This window comes from Halopseudomonas sp. L-58 (assembly GCF_056859475.1).
This window is the reverse complement of sequence record NZ_JBSXON010000075.1, coordinates 89,571-112,728: the sequence shown is the minus strand read 5'-3', so window position 1 is coordinate 112,728 and position 23,158 is coordinate 89,571. Positions and strand designations below refer to the sequence as shown.

At 60.2% G+C, this 23,158-nt stretch carries 20 protein-coding genes; 12 read left to right on the top strand and 8 right to left on the bottom strand.

The genetic code is table 11. The annotated features are described in order from the left end of the window. Positions 1-92: 92 nt before the first annotated feature. The 3 genes from AC13EY_RS14935 to greB all read left to right on the top strand — a co-directional run bounded on the left by AC13EY_RS14935 (position 93) and on the right by greB (position 3,516). Positions 93-1,058, top strand: a complete 966-nt coding sequence (locus AC13EY_RS14935; RefSeq protein ID WP_228246773.1) for a glutathione S-transferase family protein — start codon at positions 93-95, stop codon at positions 1,056-1,058. Position 1,059: 1 nt separating this feature from the next. Further along, entirely contained in the window at positions 1,060-2,946 is a 1,887-nt protein-coding gene (locus AC13EY_RS14930) for a cation:proton antiporter (protein ID WP_410172325.1), read from the top strand. An 87-nt stretch (positions 2,947-3,033) separates the two neighbouring features. Further along, positions 3,034-3,516: a transcription elongation factor GreB gene (greB, locus tag AC13EY_RS14925; protein ID WP_228246772.1), complete on the top strand. Its 483-nt coding sequence runs from the start codon at positions 3,034-3,036 to the stop codon at positions 3,514-3,516. Positions 3,517-3,528: 12 nt separating this feature from the next. On the opposite strand, the gene AC13EY_RS14920 is transcribed toward greB, so the two are convergent. The 5 genes from AC13EY_RS14920 to AC13EY_RS14900 form a co-directional block, all read right to left on the bottom strand. After that, positions 3,529-4,647 carry an ABC transporter permease gene (locus AC13EY_RS14920; RefSeq protein WP_228246771.1) on the bottom strand — a complete coding sequence of 373 codons (1,119 nt, stop codon included), beginning with the start codon at positions 4,645-4,647 and terminating at the stop codon, positions 3,529-3,531. Between the two features lies 1 nt (position 4,648). Then, on the bottom strand, positions 4,649-7,378 hold the full coding sequence (gene rbbA / locus AC13EY_RS14915; protein ID WP_228246770.1) for a ribosome-associated ATPase/putative transporter RbbA: 2,730 nt from the start codon (positions 7,376-7,378) through the stop codon (positions 4,649-4,651). Positions 7,379-7,380: 2 nt separating this feature from the next. Continuing rightward, entirely contained in the window at positions 7,381-8,454 is a 1,074-nt protein-coding gene (locus tag AC13EY_RS14910) for an HlyD family secretion protein (protein ID WP_482877098.1), read from the bottom strand. A 179-nt stretch (positions 8,455-8,633) separates the two neighbouring features. Next, positions 8,634-11,159, bottom strand: coding sequence for an ABC transporter permease (locus AC13EY_RS14905; protein ID WP_228246768.1), 2,526 nt, complete (start codon positions 11,157-11,159; stop codon positions 8,634-8,636). Beyond that, the gene (locus AC13EY_RS14900) at positions 11,156-11,836 is read right to left on the bottom strand and encodes an ABC transporter ATP-binding protein (RefSeq protein ID WP_228246767.1); all 681 of its coding nucleotides are present in this window, start codon (positions 11,834-11,836) and stop codon (positions 11,156-11,158) included. The genes AC13EY_RS14905 and AC13EY_RS14900 overlap by 4 nt, the downstream gene beginning before the upstream one ends. Positions 11,837-11,850: 14 nt before the next feature. Between AC13EY_RS14900 and AC13EY_RS14895 the strand changes: the two genes are divergently transcribed. The 3 genes from AC13EY_RS14895 to AC13EY_RS14885 are packed head-to-tail and all read left to right on the top strand — an operon-like array spanning position 11,851 to position 13,782. Further along, positions 11,851-12,489 (top strand): arylesterase, encoded by a 639-nt coding sequence (locus AC13EY_RS14895; RefSeq protein WP_088274081.1) that lies wholly within the window; start codon positions 11,851-11,853, stop codon positions 12,487-12,489. 14 nt (positions 12,490-12,503) lie between these two features. Further along, positions 12,504-12,836, top strand: coding sequence for a hypothetical protein (locus AC13EY_RS14890; protein WP_228246766.1), 333 nt, complete (start codon positions 12,504-12,506; stop codon positions 12,834-12,836). A 13-nt stretch (positions 12,837-12,849) separates the two neighbouring features. Beyond that, positions 12,850-13,782 (top strand): L,D-transpeptidase family protein, encoded by a 933-nt coding sequence (locus tag AC13EY_RS14885; RefSeq protein WP_228246765.1) that lies wholly within the window; start codon positions 12,850-12,852, stop codon positions 13,780-13,782. 21 nt (positions 13,783-13,803) lie between these two features. Here the strand turns inward: AC13EY_RS14885 and AC13EY_RS14880 are convergent, their stop codons facing one another. Next, positions 13,804-14,058 carry an Lpp/OprI family alanine-zipper lipoprotein gene (locus AC13EY_RS14880; RefSeq protein WP_088274083.1) on the bottom strand — a complete coding sequence of 85 codons (255 nt, stop codon included), beginning with the start codon at positions 14,056-14,058 and terminating at the stop codon, positions 13,804-13,806. A 265-nt stretch (positions 14,059-14,323) separates the two neighbouring features. Here AC13EY_RS14880 and AC13EY_RS14875 point away from each other — a divergent pair, with 265 nt between their 5' ends. From AC13EY_RS14875 to AC13EY_RS14865, 3 genes are all read left to right on the top strand, one after another. Further along, the gene (locus tag AC13EY_RS14875) at positions 14,324-15,724 is read left to right on the top strand and encodes a GntP family permease (RefSeq protein WP_228246764.1); all 1,401 of its coding nucleotides are present in this window, start codon (positions 14,324-14,326) and stop codon (positions 15,722-15,724) included. Positions 15,725-15,818: 94 nt separating this feature from the next. Then, positions 15,819-16,094 (top strand): GNAT family N-acetyltransferase, encoded by a 276-nt coding sequence (locus AC13EY_RS14870; RefSeq protein WP_228246763.1) that lies wholly within the window; start codon positions 15,819-15,821, stop codon positions 16,092-16,094. Positions 16,095-16,214: 120 nt separating this feature from the next. Beyond that, positions 16,215-17,651, top strand: coding sequence for an IS1182 family transposase (locus AC13EY_RS14865; RefSeq protein ID WP_482890423.1), 1,437 nt, complete (start codon positions 16,215-16,217; stop codon positions 17,649-17,651). Between the two features lie 117 nt (positions 17,652-17,768). Here the strand turns inward: AC13EY_RS14865 and AC13EY_RS14860 are convergent, their stop codons facing one another. Beyond that, the gene (locus tag AC13EY_RS14860; protein WP_088274086.1) at positions 17,769-18,854 is read right to left on the bottom strand and encodes a 3-deoxy-7-phosphoheptulonate synthase; all 1,086 of its coding nucleotides are present in this window, start codon (positions 18,852-18,854) and stop codon (positions 17,769-17,771) included. A gap of 320 nt (positions 18,855-19,174) precedes the next feature. Here AC13EY_RS14860 and AC13EY_RS14855 point away from each other — a divergent pair, with 320 nt between their 5' ends. The 3 genes from AC13EY_RS14855 to cysB all read left to right on the top strand — a co-directional run bounded on the left by AC13EY_RS14855 (position 19,175) and on the right by cysB (position 22,200). Beyond that, positions 19,175-20,131, top strand: coding sequence for a putative 2-dehydropantoate 2-reductase (locus AC13EY_RS14855; RefSeq protein ID WP_228247193.1), 957 nt, complete (start codon positions 19,175-19,177; stop codon positions 20,129-20,131). A gap of 9 nt (positions 20,132-20,140) precedes the next feature. Next, a complete protein-coding gene (locus AC13EY_RS14850; protein WP_228247192.1) occupies positions 20,141-21,058 on the top strand; it encodes a 5'-nucleotidase in 918 nt (305 codons plus the stop codon). A 167-nt stretch (positions 21,059-21,225) separates the two neighbouring features. Next, the gene (gene cysB / locus AC13EY_RS14845; RefSeq protein ID WP_228247191.1) at positions 21,226-22,200 is read left to right on the top strand and encodes an HTH-type transcriptional regulator CysB; all 975 of its coding nucleotides are present in this window, start codon (positions 21,226-21,228) and stop codon (positions 22,198-22,200) included. Between the two features lie 64 nt (positions 22,201-22,264). On the opposite strand, the gene AC13EY_RS14840 is transcribed toward cysB, so the two are convergent. Further along, on the bottom strand, positions 22,265-22,990 hold the full coding sequence (locus AC13EY_RS14840; RefSeq protein ID WP_228247190.1) for a phosphoadenylyl-sulfate reductase: 726 nt from the start codon (positions 22,988-22,990) through the stop codon (positions 22,265-22,267). Positions 22,991-23,158: the final 168 nt, after the last annotated feature.

Below are 23,158 nucleotides of genomic sequence, written 5' to 3'. Positions count from 1 at the left end.
GAAAAAATTGCCCGTGCCATTTGTCTGACCTGTTCAGCGGCGGCACAAGATGTCAGGCTTGGAGGCCAACTGACAGGATCAAGGAGTACCGAATGGGACGTCTCGCTGAAGGCCAGTGGGTCGATCAGTGGTATGACACCGACAGTAATGGCGGCGCCTTCAAGCGCGAGGATGCCGGGTTTCGCGAGTGGGTTGCTGCCGATACGCGCTTTGCGCCGGATTCAGGCCGCTACCATCTCTATGTCTCGCTGGCATGTCCGTGGGCGCATCGCACGCTGATCATGCGGCGGCTGAAGGGGCTCGAGGAACATATCGATGTCACAGTCGTGCATCCGCACATGCTGGAGCAGGGCTGGGAGTTTGCCGAGCCCGAGCCGCTCTACGGTTATCGCTGCATGCACCAGCTGTATACCCATGCCCGGGCGAACTACACCGGGCGCGTGACCGTTCCCGTGCTCTGGGATCGGCGTGAGGAGACGATCGTCAACAACGAGTCCGCCGAGATTATCCGTATCTTCAACAGCGCGTTTGATGCGCTGACCGGTAACCGTGACGACTATTATCCGGCAGCGCTTCAGGACGAGATCGAGCGGATCAACGAGCGGGTCTACAGTGAGATCAACAACGGGGTGTACAAGGCCGGGTTTGCGACCGATCAGCAGGTCTACGAACAGGCTTGCCGTGAGCTGTTTTCCGCGCTTGACTGGCTGGAGGCGCTTCTTGGTGAGCGCCGTTATCTGACCGGCAGCCGGCTGACCCTGGCCGATTGGCGCCTGTTTACCACGCTGGTGCGCTTTGATCCGGTCTATCACGGACACTTCAAGTGCAATCTGCGGCGCATCGAGGACTACCCGAATCTGCTGGGGTATCTGCGTGAGCTGTATCAGTACCCGGGGATTGCGGACACGGTGGATTTCAGTCATATCAAGCAGCATTACTACTACAGTCACCCGACCATCAATCCCAACCGGATTGTCGCGCTGGGCATGGGGCCGGATCTGCTTGCGCCCCACCAACGTGACGGGTTGACCGCCGATACACCGCAGCAGGGACGTTAACGTGAGCGAGATGCAACATCTGATTACCCCGGCACTGATTTTCTCCGGGGTAGCGCTGGTCAGTCTGGTTTGCCAGCTTGGGGCCTGGCGCCTGCGTCTGCCGGCGATTCTGTTTCTGCTGTTGGCGGGCATCCTGCTTGGGCCGGTCGCAGGGCTATTGTCGCCAGATGACTTCCTTGGTGAGCTGCTGTTTCCGCTGGTGTCGCTGTGTGTCGCCCTGATCCTGTTTGAAGGCAGCCTGACGCTGAAGTTCGAACAGCTCAAGGAAACCGGTACCGTGGTGCGCAGGCTGGTTACTCTGGGTGCGCTGGTGACCTGGGGGGTTATCAGTGTTGCCTGCCACTGGCTGATTGGCCTGGATCCCGGTCTGTCTGCGTTGTTCGGTGCGCTTGTGGTGGTAACCGGGCCCACGGTGATTGTGCCGATGCTGCGTACCCTGCGTGCAACCCAGCGAATCTCGCGTGTGTTGCGTTGGGAAGGCATCCTGATTGATCCGATCGGTGCGCTGCTGGCGGTACTGGTCTACGAATGGATTGCTGCCCAGAGCGCGGGTGACAGCGGCTTGCTGGCCGGTTCGCTGATCTTCTTCAAGGTAGTGTGCTACGGCACGGTCGCCGGGGTGGCTGGTGGTGCGCTGATGGCGACCGCCATGCGTCGGCGCTGGATTCCCGAATACCTTGAGGTGCTGGCCTCGCTGACTCTGGTGCTGGTGACCTTCACGCTGGCCAACGAGCTGGCCCATGAATCCGGTTTGCTGGCTGTGACGGTGATGGGTATCTGGCTGGCCAATGCTCGCGGTGTGGATATCGAAGAGATCCTGGTGTTCAAGGAGCATCTGTCGGTGCTGCTGATTTCCGGGCTGTTTATCCTGCTGGCGGCGCGACTGGATCTGGATGCACTGCTTGCCCTGGGCCTGCCGGCGCTGGCCCTGCTGCTGGTGATCCAGTTCGTTGCAAGGCCGCTGGCGGTCTGGATAAGCAGCCTGGGCAGCGAGCTTAATTGGCGAGAGCGGGCGTTGATTGCCTGGATCGGCCCGCGCGGGATTGTCGCTGCGGCGGTCTCGGCACTGTTTGCCCTGCGTCTGGAGCAGGCCGGTTATGAGGATGCGGCGCTGGTCAGTGCGCTGACCTTTGCCGTGATTATCGGCACGGTGGTGTTTCAGAGCGCGACTGCGCGAACCGTTGCGCGCCTGCTCGGGGTTACCGAGCCTGAGCGTCGCGGGGTACTCATGATCGGTGCCAATGCGGTAGCTCGGGCACTGGGTGAGGTGTTGCAGAAGCTGGAAGTGCCGCTGCTGGTGGTCGACACCCATTGGGAGTCGATCAGCCAGGCACGGATGAAGGGACTGCGCACCCTGCGCGGTAATCCCCTGTCGGCACAGGTCGACAGCATCCTTGATCTGACCGGGCTGGGTACCCTGCTGACCATGACGCCGGAGCGCGAACGCAACGCGCTGCTGAACCAGCATTTTCGTCGCGACTTTGCAGCCCACCGTATCTACACCGTACGCAATGAGCGCAGCGGTGCCAGTGAGCGCCTGCAGATATCGTCGAGGCACGAGGGCGCGCCGCTCGGCCCCGAGGGGCTGACCTTCAGCAAGCTCTCCAGTCTGGTCAGTCAGGGGGCGCGCTTCAAGGCAACGACGCTCACCGAAGACTTCGGCTTCAGTCAGTGGCAGCAGGAGTCGGGCAAGGGGCGTATCGCTGTACTGGCCCTGACGCCTGAGCGCAGGGTACGAGTGTTCTCGCCGGCTCAGCCGTTGGAGCCGGCAGCGGACTGGACGCTGATTTACCTGGAGACCGAGCCCGAGTCTGCGGGTCGTCGCAACGCAGAAAAGGGAGAAAAGACAGAAAAGGGTGATAGCGGGGAGGCGCAGGCACGCGAGTAGGCAGGCATCGACAGAAGCCCGCGCCTGCCCCGAAAATAACCGGTAACCCGCGTGCATGGTCGCCGCCAAACCCCGATACAGGACATCATGGATACCAACGTCATTACGCCGGAAGGTCATGCTGCGCTCAAAGAGGAGCTCGATACTCTGTGGCGCAAGGAACGTCCGGAGGTCACCCGACTGGTACAGTGGGCTGCCAGTCTGGGAGACCGCTCCGAGAACGCCGATTATCAGTACAACAAGAAACGGCTGCGCGAAATCGACCGTCGGGTACGGTTTCTGCGCAATCGTCTCGACAAGCTGCGGGTGGTCGAATACAGCCCGGTGCAGGAGGGGCGTGCCTTCTTCGGTGCCTGGATTGAACTGGTCGATGAGGACGACAACACCCTGCGTTTCAGAATTGTCGGCCCTGACGAAATCTATGGCCGCAAGGACTATGTGTCGGTCAACGCGCCGATCGTCAGGGCGTGTCTTGGCAAGGTGGTTGGCGATGAAGTGGTTGTGCGCACGCCGGAATCCGAAAAAAGCTGGGAGATCACGGATATTTGCTACCAGCCTGAGAGCCGCTAGCGTGCGGCCGGATTACTGCAGGGTAGTGCGCAGCCGACGTAACGCCGCATAGAAGAACACCAGCCCGATGGCAGCCAGGGCCAGCAGCTGCGGCCAGATAATGCCGATGCCGGCGCCTCTGAGCAGAACGCCCTGTGCCAGTTGAACAAAGTGCGTGGTCGGAGCCAGCGACATGATGGTCTGCACCACGACCGGCATGCTCTCGCGCGGCGTTACCGCTCCGGAGAGGATTTCCAGCGGGATCAGCACCAGAATGATCAGCAGCCCGAGCTGCGGCATGGAGCGCGCCACGGTACCAAGGAAAATCCCCATCGATGTGGTTGCAAAAAGGTGCAGCGCGGTGCCGGCCAGAAACAGGCTGACTGCGCCCTGAATGGGTACGCCCAGCCAGTCCTGTACCACCAGACGCAGTGACAGTGCGCAGGCGATCAGTACCACCAGGCCCATGGCCCATACCTTTGCCAGCATGATTTCCAGCGGCGTCACCGGCATGACCAGAAGGTGCTCGATGGTGCCGTGTTCGCGCTCACGAATCAGCGCCGCACCCGTGAGGATGATCGACAGCATCGTAATCTGGTTGATGACTTCGCTTATCGAGCCGAACCAGCTGGCCTCCAGGTTCGGGTTGTAGGCCATGCGTACCACCGCTTCCAGAGGCAGGGCTGCCGCGCCGCTATAGCCCTGCACGAAGGCGGTGGTTTCATTCTGGATGATCTGCTGAATGTGGCCGGCGCCACTGAACGCCTGGCTGATCTGGGTGGCATCGACATTGAGCTGGATCGTCGGTTGCTGTCCGGCCAGCAGGTCACGCTGAAAGTCCGGAGGAATGTTCAGGGTGAAGGTGTAGAGTCCGCTGTCCATGCCCCGATCCATCTGGCGGTGGTTGATCAGGATCGGGGGCATGAAGTAGGGCAGCTGGAAAGCGTCGATCAGCCGGCTGGAAACCTGCGAGCGATCCTCGTCTACCACCGCTATGGTTGCCCGGTTTGGCGTTTCCGGCATCGCCGTGGCGGAGGAGTAGATGGCCATGCTGAATGCGTAGATGATCAGTATGACCATCGCCGGGTCCCGGGCGAGGCTGCGCAGCTCCTTTACTCCCAGCTGCAGTACGTTACTCAACGCTCGGCGCATGTCACTGTTCCTGCTTTTTCAGTCCCGCGACGCTGGCCAGCGTCAGTACCGGTATCGCCAGTAGCAGGGGGATGAAGTAGAAATAGAGGTCGCTAAACCCCAATGCCTTGGAAAACACGCCGCGGGAAATGATCAGGAAGTGGGTGGTGGGATACAGCTGCCCGATCATCGCGCCGAGCCCCTCCATTGCAGACACCGGATGCATCATGCCGGAGAACTGGACCGCCGGAATCAGCGTGGCGATGGCGGTACCGAAGATGGCAGCGATCTGGCTTTTCAGCAGCGAGGAGACCAGCAACCCGAGGCCGGTCGCGCATACGATATACAGCAGGCCGCCGAGCAGCAGGCTCGGCAGGCTGCCCTTGATCGGGACATCGAAAGCCAGCACCGCGAGCAGCAGCAATGCGATGAAATTGATGAAGCCGAGTACCACGTAGGGCAGCTGCTTGCCGAGCAGGAACTCGAGCCGGGTTACCGGGGTTACATAGAAATTGGTGATGGAGCCCAGCTCCTTTTCGCGCACCACTGCCAACGCGGTGAGCATGGCCGGAATCATCATCAGCAGAATCGGAATTACCGCCGGCACCATCGCGGGCAGGCTCTTCACATCGGGGTTGTAGCGATAGCGCGTTTCCACGTTCACCAGGCTGACCGCGATGGGTGTGGGTTGACGGCTTGCCAGTGAACGCAGGTAGTTCAAATGAATGCCCTGGGCATAGCCACGCAGGGTATCGGCCCGCACCGGCATGGCACCGTCGACCCAGTAGGCAACCTGCGGGAAATCGCCGCGCAGCAGGTCGCGTCCGAAGCCGGGCGGGATTTCCAGCGCCAGGCTGATGTCGCCGGCTCGCATGCGTTGCTCCAGCTCGGCATGGCTGTGCAGTGGCGGGCGCTCAATAAAATAGCCGGAACCGGCCAGCTCCAGCGCGTAGGCCTGGCTGTAGGTGGTCTGGTCCCGGTCCAGTACGGCGAAGGTCAGGTCGTCCACATCCATGTTGATGCCGTACCCCATGATCACCATCAGCAGAACCGAGCCGGCCAGTGCGAGCAGCGCACGCAACGGATCGCGCTTGAGTTCCATCGCCTCCCGGCGGGTATAGCTGAGCATTCGGCGCAAACTGAAACGGGGAGGGCGCTTTTCGGTGTCAGGCTGAGCGACTGAGGATGACAGCGCAGCAGCGTCAGGCACCTGCTCTTGCTGACCACTGGCCTCGCGCAACCAGTCGATGAACGCGTCCTCCAGCGTTGCCTTGCCCCGCTGCTGCCGCAGATCATCGGGTGCACCGCTGACCAGTACCTTGCCGGCGTGCATTAACGACATCCGGTCGCAACGCTCGGCCTCGTTCATGAAGTGAGTCGAGATGAAGATGGTAACGCCGTCCTCCCGCGACAGCCTGACCAGCAGGCTCCAGAACAGATCCCGGGCGATCGGGTCCACCCCCGAGGTGGGCTCGTCGAGAATCAGCACCTCCGGTTTATGAATCACCGCCACCGCGAGCGAAAGGCGTTGACGCACCCCCAGTGGCAGGGACAGCGGCAAGCTGTCAGCAACTGCCTGCAGATTGAACTGCGTAAGCAGTTCATCAATCCGCTCGGCGCTTTGCTCGGCGGGGAGCTGAAACAGCTTGGCGTGCAGCGCCAGGTTCTGGCGCACCGTCAGTTCGCTGTACAACGAAAATGACTGGGACATGTAGCCAACCCGCATGCGGATGGCCATGTCGGTCGGGTCAACCGGCTTGCCCAGCAACCAGGCTTCGCCCTCGCTGAAGGGCAGCAGGCCGGTGAGCATTTTCATTGTGGTCGACTTGCCACAGCCGTTGGAACCGAGAAAGCCGAAGATTTCCCCACGCTCAATGCGGAAATTCACCTTGTCGACCGCGACGAAATCGCCGAAGCGGCAGGTCAGGTCGTGAGCCTCGATGGCAATACCGGTATGCATCGTGCGCGGCGGTATCTGCAACTGCCTGTGCTGACGGCGTTTTTCCTCTGGCAGCAGCGCAACGAAGGCCTGCTCGAGGCTGCTGCTGTTGGTGTCGGCGAGAATCTGCTGTGGCGTGCCGGTTGCAAGTACCTTGCCGGCATCCATTGCAACCAGCCAGTCAAAGCCCTGGGCCTCATCCATATAGGCACTGGCGATCAGCACGCTCATCTGCGGCCTGCCGGCACGGATGCGTCGAATAAGCTCCCAGAACTGGCTGCGTGACAGGGGGTCGACACCGGTAGTGGGCTCATCCAGCACCAGCAGGTCAGGGTCATGGATCAGCGCGCAGCACAGCCCCAGCTTTTGCTTCATGCCGCCGGAGAGCTTGCCGGCCGGGCGATCGGCAAACCGGCTCATGCCGGTGCTGGCCAGTAACTGCTGGATGCGCTGCTTGCGCTCGGCTTCACCCTGATTGAACAGCCGGCCAAAGAATTCGAGGTTCTCGGCCACGCTGAGGGTCGGATACAGGTTCTTGCCCAGCCCCTGGGGCATGAAGGCGATACGCGGGCACACGTGACTGCGGTGGCTGGCGCTGCGCATGTCCCCACCCAGGACCTGCAACTCGCCCCGTTGCAGGCGACGCGCGCCGGCGACCAGTGCCAGCAGGCTGGATTTGCCAACGCCATCCGGGCCAATCAGGCCGACCATACAGCCCGCCGGCAGGTCAAGGGTGACCTTGTCCAGGGCAGCGACGTGCTTGTAATGCAGGCTGATATCGCGCAGTTGGGCGACCGGCTGCGGCTGGCTCATGTTCAGTTGCCGACGTTAACGCTGAGTGCGTCGGGCCACTCGGCACTGGCATCCAGTTTCAGCCAGGCGACGCCGGGCAGGCCGGTCTTGACCTGTTCGATATGCTGCTCCAGCAGCGCCGGGTCGATACGTGCGCGAATGCGGAACATCATTTTTTCCCGCTCCTGCTCCGTTTCCACCGATTTGGGGGTGAACTGGGCCACGCTGGAGACGTAGCTGACCGTGGCCGGAATCACATACTGCGGCGCAGCATCGATAATGATCCGCGCATCGGAGCCCATCGCGACGCGACCCGCCAGCCGTTCGGGCAGAAAGAAAGTCATGTAGACATCGGTCAGATCCACCAGATTCAAAACCCGGCCACCTGCGCCAAGTACCTCACCGGGCTGAACGGTACGAAACTGCACCCTTGCCTTGCGATCGGCGGTCAGCTTGCTGTCGTTGATATCTGCAGCGATGCGCTCTACCGCTGCGCGTGTAGCATCCAGCGCTGATTCGGCTTCGATTACCTGCGAGCGCGCCGCGGCAATGCCGGCCTCGGTTGCGTGGATCTGGGCCCGCGCCGATGCAACGGCTGCCTCGGCGCTCTGCATGGCCGCCAGGGCATCGTCCAGCTGCTGGCGCGAGGCGGCGCTGCGCTGGACCAGTACACTGATGCGCTCATGGCGCTTGCGCGCTGCATTGTGTTCAGCCTGGCGCTGCAGCAACAACGCCTCTGCGGCAGAGCGCTCGCTTTCGCGCAGGCCAACCTGGGCGCGGGCTGTCTGGATAGCGTTCTCGGCCTGCCGAGCCTGTGCCTCGGCCTGCAGCAGTTGCGCCTGCAGTACGCTGGTATCCATTTCGGCCAGCAGCTGTCCGGGTTCGACGAAATCCCCTTCGTCGACCAGGATCCGGGCAATACGTCCACCGAGCTTGGTCGCGATGTTGATCTCGGTCGCCTCAATCCGGCCGTTACCGCTGGCAAAGCCATCACCGTAGCCCTCAGGCTGCAGCTCCAGCCAGGTAACCAGAGCAATGCCGGCGAGCACGGCTGCGGCGATCAGGGCCCGAACGAGATGGCGAGGAGGTTTTGGCATGACGGTTCCTTGTGCTGGGGGCGGCTGGCTGCTGTTGCCAGGCCGCTGAAATCCATTCTAGACGCTTTGCTGCGAGGTGAGGTTGACGTCGATCAAGTGCGGCGGCCATGCGTCAAGAAACCCGAGCAGCTGCCGAACCGGATATTCCGGTGTTGATCGACGGCTGCATTCGGGGCTGCTCAGGCGCCGCGGTTGATCAGGCGCATGGGGCTTTGCTGGAGCACCGCCCTGGTCCCCCAGACGCCCGCGCAACCGATCAGCAAGGCCGCTGCCGAGGGTGTCAGCAGCCAAAACAGCAAATGCGGTGCCCAATCCAGATTCAGCGCAAATCGATACAGCGCCCAGGTGGCCAGCTCTGCGGCCACCACTGCCATCAGGCCGGACATCAGCCCCAGCAGCAAAAACTCCATCCAGCTTGCGCGGCGCAGCAGCGCTCGCCCGGCCCCCAGTGTGCGCAGCAATGCGCCCTGATACAGCCGTTCGTCAAGGGTAGCCTGCAGGGCGGCAAACAGCACTGTCATCCCGGCGAGCAGAACAAACAGCAGGACATATTCCACTGCCAGCGTGACCTGCCTGAGAATGTCGCGAATCTGGGCCAGCAAGGGGCCGACTTCCAGCAGCGTCATTGCCGGGAACTGACGGTTCAGCTCCCGCAGGGCACCGCGTTGCTCGGCCGGCAAATAGAAACTGGTCAGCAGGGTCGCGGGGAAGCCGTCAAGGTCCCCCGGGGCGAAGATCATGTAGAAGTTGGGCGTGAAGTTGTCCCATTCGACGCTGCGGACGCTGCTGACCTCGGCGTCCAGAGTCCTGCCTTCAATGACGAATCCCAGCCTGTCACCAAGGGTGACACCAAGGCTGTCGGCCAGCTCGGCCTCGATGGACACACGGGCCATGGCGGATGGAGCAGGGGCTGCGACTGCTGGCCACCACTGGCCTTCGCGCAGTTGATTGTCTGCGGGCAGCTCGGCTGCCCAGGTCAGGCTGAGGTCACGGTTGATGGCCCGGGTTCCGCGATCGCGATTGCCATCTTCCTTGCTTACCTCGGTGCGCACGGGCTCGCCGTTGATGCTGACCAGACGTCCTGGCGTGACCGGGTAGAGCGGGGCGCTGAGTGCACCGATATTCTCCAGTGCCTGGCTGAACGCCTGTTGTTCAGCTGGCAGCACGTTCAGCACGAAGTGGTTGGGAGCGTCATCCGGTAATTGATTCTGCCAGGTGCTGAGCAGCTCGGTCCGCAGGATCAGGACAACCAGCATGCACATGAAAATCAGACCGAATGACAGCATCTGCGTGGCGGCGGCCGTTGGGCGCTTGAGCAGTTCACCGCTGCCCAACCGCCAGGCCAGGCTGGCCTCGCGCAGTTTGCCGGCGACCGCGCGCAGCAGCAGCCAGGCGAGCAGCCCAAGCAGCAATGCAGCGAGTGCTCCGCCGAACAGCATGGCCAAGGTGATGGTCAGATCGCCGGTGAACTGCCACATCAGCAGGCTGAGGACGGCGAGGGCGAGCCCATAGATCAGCCAGCTGCTGACAGGCATCGGTTCGAGGTCGCGGCGCAGCACCCGCAAAGGTGCGACGTTGCCAAGTCGCAGCAGCGGCGGCAGGGCGAATCCGAGCAGTGCGCTGAAGCCGGTAGCCGCGCCAACCAGCAGCGGCAAGACGCCCGGCTCCGGCAACTGTGGGGGCAGCAGATCGGCGAGCAGTTGCATCAGGCCCCACTGCACGACAAGCCCCAGGGCGAGGCCGGCCACGGTGGCAATGATCCCGATATACAGTAGTTGAAGGGTGAACAGGGTGAGCACCTGCCGGCGTTGCAGTCCCATACAGCGCAGCAGGGCGCTACTGTCGAAATGACGAAGCGCAAAACGCCCGGATGACAGTGCCACGGCAACCCCAGCCAAAATAATGGCCGCAATGCTGGCAAGGCCTAGGAACTGATTGGCCCGCGTTAGCGCATTGCCAACCTGGCGGTTTCCGTCTTCCACGCCGCTGAGTCGCTGGTTTACCGCCAGCAGCGGGTCTATCCAGTTACGGTAACGCTCCAGTGCCTGGCGTTCGCCGCTCAATAGCAAGCGATAGGTTACCCGGCTGCCGGGCTGGACCACGCCGGTCGCGTCAAGGTCATCAAGGTTCATCAGCACCCGCGGGGTGAGACTGTAGAAGTCGCTTGCACGGTCAGGTTCATGGGTCAGTACAGCGCTAATTCGCAGCGTCGCATAGCCAACCTCCAGGCTGTCGCCGACCTGAACTCCCAGCTGGTTCAGCAAGCGTGGTTCCACCCAGATTTCACCGGCGGCCGGTATGGCGCGGGTTGCTGTTTCCTCGGCAAAAGCGGAACGGCTGATACGTAACTCGCCGCGCAAGGGATACGCCGCGTCAACCGCCTTGACACTGGATAGCTGCATTGCCGAGTCGCTGGCCATGACGCTGGAAAACTCGAGCTGACGACTGAGCATCAGGTCATTGACTGCCGCCTGCTCTGCGTAACTGTCCGGCAAGGGGCTACGCGAGGAGACAACCAGATCGGCGCCCAGAAACTCTGCGGCGCGATCGGTCATGCTGCGCTCAAGCCGTTGGGTAAACAGACTGATGGCGGTGCTGATGGTCACCGCGATAAGCAGGGCACCCAGCAGCACGGTCAGTTCGCCTGCCCGCCATTCCCTGCGCAACAGGCGCCAGGCCAGTCGGGCCAGCGGCGGTCGGTTCATGCATCGTCTCCAAGCAGGCGGCCCGCCTGCATGCGTACTGCATGCTGGCAGCGGTCGGCCAGCTGCGCGTCATGCGTTACCAGCACCAGGGTGGTGCCGCGCTCGCGATTGAGTGCAAACAGCAGGTCGCTGATGCGCTCGCCGGTGGCTGCATCCAGGTTGCCGGTTGGCTCGTCGGCAAACAGGATGCTGGGTTCGCTGGCAAAGGCGCGGGCGATGGCTACCCGTTGCTGTTCGCCACCAGAGAGTTGCTGGGGGTAGTGCTGGCGCCGGGCTTCGAGTCCGACCCGCTGCAGCAGTTCGCCGGCGCGTTCCCGTGCGTCGGATCGCCCGGCCAGCTCCAGTGGCAGCATGACATTTTCCAGCGCGGTGAGGCTGTCCAGCAGCTGAAAGGATTGAAAGACGAAGCCTACCTCACGGCCGCGCAGTGTCGCGCGCTGGTCTTCGTTGAGTGCCGTGAGGTCTTCGCCGGCGAGTATGACCTGACCACTGCTTGGCAGGTCCAGACCGGCCAGCAGGCTGAGCAGGGTTGACTTGCCCGATCCCGAAGCGCCGACAATGGCCAGGCTGCTGCTGCGTTCGATACTGAGTGAGACGTCGTCGAGGATCTGCAGCGGCGCTTCCGAGCTGGTCACGACTTTGCTAAGGTGGCGAGCGATTACAACGGCATCGGACATGGTGTACGGACCTGATGAATGGCTTGAGAAACTGGTTGGGAGCGGTACTGCTGTATCTGCTCTCCTTTCCTGCGGCAGCTCAGGGGATCCTGATTGTCGGTGATAGTATCAGCGCCGCTTTCGGTCTGGAAATTGGTGAGGGCTGGGTTGCCCTGCTGGAGCGGCGGCTAGAGACGGAAAATTACCCTTTGCCGGTCCACAATGCCTCTGTCAGCGGAGATACCACCGCCGGTGGTCTGGCCCGCTTGCCAGCGCTGTTGGGGCAGCATGCGCCGGACCTAGTCATCCTCGAGCTGGGTGGTAATGATGGCCTTCGCGGCCTGCCGCCGGATAATATGCAACAGAATCTTACTGCCATGGTTGAACAGTCGCGTGCGGCCGGCGCTGACGTCATACTGCTGGGTATGCGAATCCCGCCCAATTATGGTGTTCGCTATACGCAAGCCTTTGAGCAGGTGTACCGGCAGATTGCCGATCGACAGCAGGTGCCACTGGTGCCGTTCCTGCTCGAAGGCGTGGCTGATCGCGGTGAACTGATGCAGGCCGATGGCATTCATCCGAACGCGCAGGGGCAGCCGGGTATTCTCGATAATGCCTGGCCGGTAATACGTGAATGGGTTCTGACGCAGCAGCCTGCTGCGATAAACGATTAAGGTGGAGCCCTGAATTGAGTGTGTCCTGGATGGCCAGACGCTGGTGTCTGGTGGAGCAGGATGAGCAGCGGGATTTGTTTGTGGAAGATCCCTGGCATGTTCACCTGGTTGATATCAATCTGCGGCTCGACGTACCGCGCGAGCGCACCCTGTGTGGAGACCTGTTGCCGTCGTCGCCGATCTACCGTGAGTTGACGCGTGCGGATCTGCGTAACCTGTGTCCGACCTGTGTTGATCTGGCCGAGCAGGCGAGGGCGGCAGTGCGTCGTCCTGTCGCTGCGCGCAATAATGGCGATAGCGGACAAATGCAGCAGTTTGACTTGAATATGATGTTAAGTGGGAGCTGAAGGAATGTTGAGCGTGTGTTCTCGACTGGGCAGAATCACCGCGGCGCTGCTGTTTACCGGGCTGGGTCTTGGTGCGGCCCAGGCAAACGACTACCCGTTGTTGTCGGCGGATCAGGATCTGATTGGCGAGGTCACCCGCTATCAGGCGCTCTATGAGGATACCTTTGCCGACCTTGGCAGTGCGCGGGGTTTCGGATATCTGGAGATGACCGCGGCGAACCCGGGTATCGACCCCTGGTTGCCCGGCGAGGGAGTCGAAATCATCCTCCCGGGCCAGCACATCCTTCCGGTCGGGCCGCGCGAAGGTGTGGTCATCAATCTCCCCGAATTTCGCATGTATTACTTCCACAAGGGCGGTGAACTGGTTTCCAGCTACCCGGTTGGTATCGGCCGCGAAGGCTGGTCCTCGCCGATTGGTGAAACGCGCATTCTGCGCAAGGAAGCCAACCCCTCCTGGTATCCACCCAAATCCATCCTGGAGGAGCACGCTGCCAATGGTGACCCGTTGCCGTCAGTGGTGCCGCCGGGGCCGAATAACCCGATGGGCCCGTTCAAGATGAATCTGGCGCTCAGTGGTTATGTGATCCATGGCACCAACAAGAAGTTCGGTATCGGAACGCGGGTCAGTCATGGCTGTTTCCGGATGCGTAACGAGGATATCACCGAGCTGTTTCCGCAGGTGCCGGTCGGCACGCCGGTAACCATTGTCAACCAGCCTTATAAGCTGGGCGTCAAGGATGGCTTGCTGTACCTGGAGGTACATACCGCCCTGGATGAACATGGCATGCCTTCAACACTGGACAAGCAGGCGGCGATTCAGGCGTTGCTGGAAGAGCAGCAGGAGAAGGTGCGGGGGTTTCGGCTGGACTGGACGGCGATTCGCGATCTGGTTTATGCCGAGAGCGGTATTCCGGGCGTAATTGGACAGCCGATCCGGACCATGTGATCCGGATCGGCAAAGCTGGCCTTACTTCTGGCTGGCTTTCTCGAGCATGCGCAGGGCGCGCTCGTTGGCTTCGTCAGCAGTCTGCTGTGCGCGCTGAGCGGCAGCCAGAGCTTCTTCGGCCTTGCGGTAAGCTTCGTCAGCACGGGCTTGGGCACTGGCAGTAGCGTTTTCGTTAGCGGCAACGCGAGCGCTCAGTTCCTTTTCCATGCTGTTGCTGCAGCCGGCGGCCAGCAGAGCGGCCAGAGCTACGGCGGATACTTTCAGTGCAGTTTTCATAACTTTCCCCTTGTGTAAAAAGTCTTGCTTCAAGAACGCACAGCCCAAGACCGAACAAGTGGCTCGAAGTTCCATCGGTCTTCGGCTGTACGTTCCTGATAGCGCCAGTAATAGTAGCAGTTGCATCGTGGGTTGGAAGTAGGCAACCGATAATTCTGTTACCAATACACAACAATAAAGCGCTCTGATTCCGGCGCTAAAGGCTTTGTAGTGAATCTGCGCTGGGGTAATGTAGCCAGCGCAGTCAACTACAAGGATAAAAACAATGCTCGGAAATCTCGGTCTTCTCGCCGGCGTGACGTTACTTATTTATCTGGCCTTGCGAGGGATCAATATCTTTATTGCGTCTCTGGTCTGCGCATTGGTGGTCGCGCTGACCAACAATATGCTGATCTCGCAAACCTTTCTGGAGTTCTTCCCGTTTGGCCCGCTGGGTGCGTTTACCTTTGCCGGGAAGTTCTTTTTGCTGTTCCTCTGTGGCGCTATTTTCGGCAAGGTGATGGCGACCAGTCAGGCGGCCAAGAGTATCGCGTTATCGATCACTCGCGCGCTGGGTGTGCGTCATACGCTGCTGGTTGGCATGATCGTCTGCGCCTTGCTGACCTACGGCGGTGTTGTGGTGTTTGTGGTGGTGTTCACCATGTATCCGCTGGGTATTACGCTGATGCGTGAAGCCAACCTGCCCAAGCGGCTTTGGGCGGCTGCGACCTCGGTTGGCGCGGGCACCTTCACCATGACCGCGCTGCCGGGAACACCGTCCATTCATAACGTGATTTCTGCCAGTGCGCTGGGTACCGACCTGTTTGCCGGAGGCTGGATCGGCATCTTTGCTGCGCTGATTATGGCTGGTCTTGGCATGTGGTATGTGGAAAGCCAGTGGAAACGCGCCCAGGCCCGCGGCGAAGGGTTTGTCGAAAATGCCCAGGACCGTCGCATGGAGCAGCTTATCGGTGATCCGAATGATGCTCCGGTATGGTGGATGGCGTTGATTCCCATGGTAGTGGTACTGGGCTCTATCATGCTGCCACGCGCTATTCTGGGTCTGGCTGACTGGTCTGAAAGCGACAGTATCGTCGCTCGCGTTCTGTTGTTCAGTGCAGCGCAGCCGATCATCTGGCCCAGTATCTCGCTCATTCTTGGTTCGCTGACCTGCGTACTGCTGTTTCCGGGCTTGCGTCGCAAGGCGGCGCAGGCATTCGGTCAGGGCGCTGATGATTCCATCATGCCGTTGCTCAATACCGCGGCGGTGATCGGTTTTGGCGGTGTGGTGACCCAGACTGCCGGGTTCGCCCAGTTTGCTAACTGGATCCTGAATGTCGATTTACCGCCTTTGCTGTCGGTGTTTGCCTCGGTCAGTGTGGTCTCGGCGATTGTCGGCTCGTCGTCCGGTGGCCTGCAGATCTTTATGCAGTCGCTCGGGCCGCATTACATCGAGATGGGTGTTGACCCCGAGATCCTGCACCGTATCGCTGCCATCGCCGCTGGCGGGCTGGATTCGCTGCCGCACTGTGGCGCGGTGATTGCGACCTTCATGATCATGGGTATTACCCACAAGGAAGCCTATCGCGACATCTTTGTGGTGACGGTGGCTGTGCCGGTCATTGCCTGTTTGGCATCCATTGCCCTGCTGATGTCGCTGGGAATGGGGATGGTTTCGGCGGGGTAGTTCACTTTTTGAGACGGGCGGGGAAACATTCCGCCCGATCTCGGTCTATAGTGGATAACTCTTCGCTCGACGCTTTCTGCCTGGGAGACAGACAATGAATATGAATGCGACCATCCAGCACGATCAGGACGGCAAGCAGTTCTATATTACATTGGACGGTATGCGGGCATATCTGGCCTATATGGACTTGGGCAAGAACACGCTGGATATCTATCGGACCTTCGTTCCAGACAGTCTTCGTGGCAAGGGGGTGGCTGCCCGCCTGACTGCCCATGCGCTGACATACGCGCAGGAGCATGGTTATACGGTGATCCCGTCCTGCTCATACGTTGAACGCTATATGGATCGCAATGCGGCAGCGGTCAGTTAGGTGCTCAGTCATATCGCCATAAAAAAACCGGCCATTGGCCGGTCAGACTGCTGACAAAGCCCCTAGCCGAAAGGCGGGGGCTTTTGTTTAATGGGTTGTCGTTTATCGCAGGCCAACCCGATGCTCAAACCCCCTTCACCCAAACAGCACGCGCTGGAGATGGTCACCCTCGAAGAACTGGTGCCAGCTGACCATCTGCTGCGCAAGATCGCCCAGCACATTGATTTCGAGTTCATTCGTCCTGCCACGCAGCACCTGTATTGCGCTGACAACGGTCGTCCGGCGATTGACCCGGTTATGCTGTTCAAGATGCTGTTTATTGGATACTTGTTTGGCGTGCGCAGTGAACGACAGTTGATGCGCGAGATCCAGGTCAACGTTGCCTATCGCTGGTTTCTGGACCTGAGCCTGACCGACAAGGTGCCCGATGCCTCTACCCTGAGTCAGAACCGTCGCCGTCGCTTTGCCGATACGGATATCGAGCAAGTCATCTTTGATGGGATTGTCGAGCAAGCGCTGCACAAGGGCCTGATTGGGGGCGAGGTATTACACACCGACAGCACGCACCTCAAGGCCAGCGCCAACAAGCAGCGGTTCGCTGTGCATCAGGTTGAGCAGCGTCCTGTTGATTATCTGGCCGAGCTTAATGCGGCAATCGATGCCGACCGCCAAGCGCACGGCAAGCAACCGCTAAAGCCCAAAGACAGTGATCCCGAGGTAAAGGAAACCAAGGTCAGCACCACCGACCCTGATAGTGGATTCATGACGCGGGATAACAAGCCGCAAGGTTTCTTCTATCTTGATCACCGCACGGTAGATGGGAAGCACAGCATTATCACCGATACCTTTGTTACCCCCGGCAATGTGCATGACAGCCGACCTTACCTTGAACGACTGGACCGCCAATGCGAGCGCTTTTCTCTGACACCGCTGGCCGTTGCCCTGGACGCCGGCTACTTCACGCCAGCGATCTGCAAGGGGCTGGAGGAACGAGACATCTTCGGCGTGATGGGCTATCGACGCCCCAATCACAAGCAAGGTTACTTCTATAAACGTCAGTTCACCTATGATGCAGAACGTGACGGTTACCTGTGCCCAAACAATCAGTTCCTGCCCTACAGCACGGCTAACCGGGCCGGTTATCGCGAGTACAAGTCCGACCCGCAGCAATGCCGAGAGTGTCCATTACGAGACCAATGCACTCGCAGTCGAAACCACGTCAAGGTTGTCGTGCGGCATGTCTGGGAGGACGCCAAGGAGCGGATTAACCAGAATCGTCTTAGCCCTGAAGGCAAGCGTATCTATGCCAGGCGCAAAGAAACCGTCGAGCGCAGCTTTGCGGACGCCAAGGAGCTGCACGGGCACCGTTATGCCCGATTCCGTGGACTGCGCAAGGTAATGAAACAGTGCCTGCTGGCAGCCGCCTGCCAAAACATGAAGAAGATTGCCCGCCTGCTGGCAGTGCTTTTACGCCTGCGGTCCGGGATAAGACGCGGCACTTGGCTACGAAGCCAAAAGTGCAGCTACTCGGAGGGAATTGGGGCCTTCGCAGGCTGAATCAGTCAACACAGGGAAAATCATTGCAAGCGTCCCAGAAAAACGAAACCCCGCGAAAATGCGGGGTTCGTCAGCAGTCTGACCGGCCATTGGCCGGTTTTTTTATGGCTGAGGACCTCAGTCCTGCTTCAGGCGCGCGCGGCGCGGCAGTACATCCTTGAGCTTGTCGCGCATGGAACGCACGCTTTGCACCGTGGTGGCCCAGTCAATGCAGGCATCGGTCACGGACACGCCGTATTGCAGTTGGGACAGGTCCTTCGGAATCGACTGGTTACCCCAGCCAATATTGCTCTCAACCATCAGGCCGATGATGGAGTCATTGCCTTCCAGGATCTGGTTGGCCACGTTATCCATCACCAGCGGCTGCAAGCCCGGATCCTTGTTGGAGTTGGCGTGGCTGCAGTCGACCATGATGTTCTTGCTGATACCGGCCTTTTCCAGATCCTTCTCGCACAGCGCTACGCTGACCGAGTCGTAGTTCGGCTTACCGTTACCGCCGCGCAAGACGACGTGACCATAGGGGTTGCCCTTGGTGGTCACGATCGAGACCTGGCCCTGCTGATTGATGCCGAGGAAACGGTGCGGGCTGGATACCGATTGCAGCGCGTTGATCGCCACTGCCAGTCCGCCGTCGGTACCGTTCTTGAAACCTACGGCCGAGGACAGACCGGAGGACATTTCCCGGTGGGTCTGTGATTCGGTGGTGCGGGCCCCGATGGCAGACCAGGAGATGAGATCCTGAAGGTATTGCGGCGAAATCGGATCAAGCGCTTCGGTTGCGGTTGGCAGCCCCATTTCGGTCAGGTCGCGCAGCAACTGGCGACCAATCTTCAGGCCGTCCTGAATCTTGAAGGAGTCATCCAGGTAGGGGTCGTTGATCAATCCCTTCCAGCCCACGGTTGTGCGCGGCTTTTCGAAGTAGACGCGCATGACCAGATACAGGGTGTCGCCTACTTCCGCCGCCAGCTCCTTGAGGCGTGCGGCGTAGTCCTTGGCAGCGTTGACGTCGTGGATGGAGCAGGGGCCGATGACAATAAACAGGCGATGGTCCTTGCCGTCGAGAATGTCGCGAATGACCTGGCGGCTTTGCACCACGGTCGCCTGTGCGGCTTCGCTAAGCGGAATCTGAGCCTTGAGCTGTTCAGGCGTAATCAGAATCTCATTGGAGGTTATGTTCAGGTCATCAATAGGTAAATCGGCCATCAGTCATCCCGGAATGTGGTGCTCGCCACGGCAATGCGGCGCTTTTTGAGTGCTACACAGCTTAATCAAGCTTGCCGGCTTAGGCTACCCCGCCCAGGCTCTATTGCCCTGAAAAACAATATAAATTGGCCTTTCGTGCTGCACGCTGAGTGGCCGGCGGAAATCGGCGGGTCAAAGCCCGGCCGCTTGCTCGTGCTCAACCGCGATGTGAATGATGGGGCATTTGGCCGCAGGTTTGTCGTGTTATTGACTGTCTCGCCTGGCGCGAGCGGATTAACATGCCTGCATACCAATAAATACATCATCCAGATGAGGGTTGTATGAGTCAGAGTGATCTGAAGATCGGGATTATTGGCACCGGTGCAATCGGCGGTTTCTATGGCGCCATGCTGGTCAATGGCGGAAACGACGTGCACTTTCTGCTGCGCAGCGAATACCAGGCGGTCAAGGAGAAGGGCATCACCATCAACAGCCTGGTCAATCCCGAATTGCATATTCACCCGGTACAGGCCTACCAGGATGCAGCGGATATGCCGAAGTGCGATTGGCTGCTGGTGGGTGCCAAGTCCACAGCGGACAACCTGGGTGACATCATTGCAGCCGCCGGCAAGCCGGATGCCAAGGTGGTTCTGCTGCAAAACGGCCTGAACAACGAAGATCATCTGCGACCGTTGCTGCCGGACAGCATGCACCTGATCGGCGGTCTGTGCTACGTCTGCCTGTTCCGTGAAGGCCCAGGTCTGGTCAAGCACCAGTCCAATGGCATGATCGACCTGGGTTACCACTCCGGCCCCGCTGTATCCAAGGAAGAGCAGCAGGCACTGTTGAAGGAGGGCGCAGCGCTGCTTGAATCCGGCAATATTCCGACGCGGCTGTTGCCCGGTGTTGACGAGGCGCGCTGGCAGAAGCTGGTCTGGAATGCGCCGTTCAACGGTATCTCTGTGGTACTCAATGCCGGCACCCAGGAGCTGGTGGGCAACCCCGCCAGTCGCAAGTTGATCACCGAGATGATGGAAGAGGTCATTGCGGCGGCTCGGGCCCGTGGCATCGACATTCCCGACGGCGTGATCGGCTACATGTTCAAGGGCACCGAGATCATGCCCGATTATTATCCGAGCATGTACCACGACTGGCTGCACAAGCGCCCCATGGAGCTGGACGCGTTGTACGGTGAGTTGCTGCGCCTGGGCAAGGAAGCTGGTTGCAGCCTGCCGAAAATAGAGGCAATGTTGGATCAGCTGAAATTCCTCCAGGCCCGCTATCTCAGTAACCAATAAGGACGCCCCATGCCCACCCTGCTCGGAGACAAACTGGTCATCGCCATCTCCTCCAGAGCGCTGTTTGACCTGGACGAAAGTCATCAGGTTTTTGAGCAGGAAGGGCTGGAGGCCTATCGGCAGTACCAGATTGCCCGGGAAGACATTCCGCTGGAACCGGGAGAGGCCTTTCCGCTGGTGCAGAAGTTGTTGCGTATCAATAACTTGCTTGAGGGCGACAGCCGGGTCGAGGTCGTACTGATATCGCGCAACAGTGCCGATACCGGACTGCGGGTGTTCAATTCGATTCAGCATTTCGGGCTTGGCATCACCCGCGCGGCCTTCGCCGGCGGGCGCAGCCCCTTCACCTATATTCCCGCCTTCGGCTGCCAGCTGTTTCTTTCGACCCATGCCGAGGATGTGCGCGCAACGCTGGAGGCGGGATTTGCCGCCGCCACCATCTTTCCCGCCAAGCGGGCCCGTGAGCAACGTGATGAGCTGCGCATTGCCTTTGATGGGGATGCAGTGCTGTTCTCCGATGAATCCGAGCAGGTGTTTCAGAAAGAGGGATTGGCTGCCTTTCAGGCCAGCGAGCAGGCGGCGGCGCGCGAGCCGCTTGGCGGTGGACCGTTCAAGCCGTTTCTTGCCGCGCTCAACCGGATCCAGACCGAGTTTGCTGGCGAACAGTGCCCGATCCGGACGGCATTGTTCACCGCGCGCAGTGCGCCTGCCCATGAGCGGGTGATTCGTACCCTGCGCGAATGGAACATCCGGCTGGACGAATCCTTGTTCCTCGGCGGCTTGGACAAGTCCAGCTTTCTTCAGGCGTTCGGCGCCGACCTGTTCTTTGATGACCAGGAGGGACATTGTCGACGCGCTGTCGATGTGGTCCCCACCGGGCACGTGCCGCACGGCATCAGCAATCTCAAATCCCCGCATTCAGTGTGACCTGAGCCACTCAATCGGCCGTCGGTCGGCCAGTCCCGCGAGATGCCGTATGCGAGCAGGAGTTTATGGACTAAGCTAGCAGGCATAACGGCCTATCTGGTTATAAGCGTGCCTTTGATCCCTGCCTTGGAAGGCGTGGTGCTGCGGCTCGCAAGGGGAAGACAATCATGAAATTGCAGCAACTGCGTTACATCTGGGAAGTAGCCCATCATGAGCTGAACGTATCGGCGACTGCCCAGAGTCTGTATACCTCGCAACCGGGCATCAGCAAGCAGATCAGGCTGCTGGAGGATGAGCTGGGTGTCGAGGTCTTTTCCCGCAGTGGCAAGCACCTGACCCGCATCACACCGGCCGGAGAGCGCATCATTGCCACTGCCGGCGAGATTCTGCGCAAGGTCGACAGCATCAAGCAGATTGCCCAGGAGTTCAGCAACGAGCGCAAGGGCACGCTGACACTGGCAACCACCCACACCCAGGCACGTTATGCGTTGCCGCCAATCATTCAGAAATTCATCAAGAACTACCCGGATGTGTCGCTGCACATGCATCAGGGCACACCGATGCAAATTTGCGAGATGACGGTCGATGGAACGGCCGACTTTGCCATCGCCACCGAAGCACTGGAGCTGTTTTCCGATCTGGTGATGATGCCGTGCTATCGCTGGAACCGCTGCGTTATCGTGCCCAAGGGGCACCCGCTGGCCAGTGGCGCAGAGCTGACCCTGGAAGCATTGGCCGAATGGCCGCTGGTTACCTATGTCTTCGGGTTTACCGGGCGCTCGAAGCTGGATGACGCGTTCAGTAACTGTGGCCTGTCACCGAAGGTCGTGTTCACCGCCGCCGATGCGGATGTGATCAAGACCTATGTGCGGCTCGGCCTGGGCGTCGGTATTGTCGCTCACATGGCTGTCGACCCCGAAATGGATCCAGACCTGGAGGTGATCGATGCCAGTCGCCTGTTCGAGTCCAGCGTCACCAAGATCGGCTTTCGTCGAGGCACCTTCCTGCGTGGCTACATGTATGAATTTATTGAGGCGTTCGCGCCGCATCTGACCCGCGAGATGATTGATCGGGCGCTGCAGTGCAGCAGCAAGCTCGAGCTGGAAGCATTATTTGATGGGGTGGAGCTGCCGGTTCACTGACGTGTAGCGGCTGCTGGGGGAGAGAAGAAGGCCGGCGCACGGAGGTGCGCCGGCTTTTTCAGTTTCAGGACTTGGCGATCAGGTTGCTGCCGTGCAGGCCGCATTCCTTTTTCGTTGCCTCTTCCCACCACCAGCGACCTTCACGCTCGTGCTGGTTCGGCAATACAGGGCGGGTGCAGGGCTCGCAGCCGATGCTGATAAAACCACGCTCGTGCAGCGGGTTGTAGGGAATCTCCAGCATGCGGATGTAGTTCCAGACGTCCTCGCTGGTGTAATTGGCCAGCGGATTGAATTTGACCAGTGAGTGCGTCGGGGTCGAGAACCCGCCGTCCAGCTGCACCACCGGAACATCTGCCCGGGTCGGGCTCTGATCCTTGCGCTGCCCGGTGATCCAGGCATCGACGCTGGCCAGTTTGCGGCGCAGCGGCGCAATCTTGCGCACGCCACAGCATTCGCCATGACCGCTCTCGTAGAAGTCGAACAGGCCTTTTTCGCGCACATAGGCTTCAAGCTGCTGGTGGTCGGGCGACAACACCTCAAGCTGGATCCCGTAATGCTTGCGCACCTGCTCCAGAAACCGATAGGTCTCGGCGTGCAGGCGGCCGGTGTCGAGGGTAAATACCTTGACGTTCGGGTTGAGTTTCCAGGCCATGTCCAGCACGACGATGTCGTCGGCGCCGCTGAACGACAGCCAGAGGTTGTCGAAGTTGGCGAATGCCAGCTCCAGAATCTGTTGAGGGGATTTGCTGGCGTAGTCGACAGCCAGTTGATCGATGTCGAAGGTACTCATGGAAATCAGGCTCTCAATCCGGCGGTGGATCGGTGTGCCACCGTTCTGTGATCGGCAGTCTAGCAAAGGCCGCCTTAGTCCATCCTCTTTTATTTGGTTATACTTTTATGCGATTTTCGACTTAGAACGGCAGGCTCCAGCCGCCTTGTGATTGCGCCGAGACCCGCT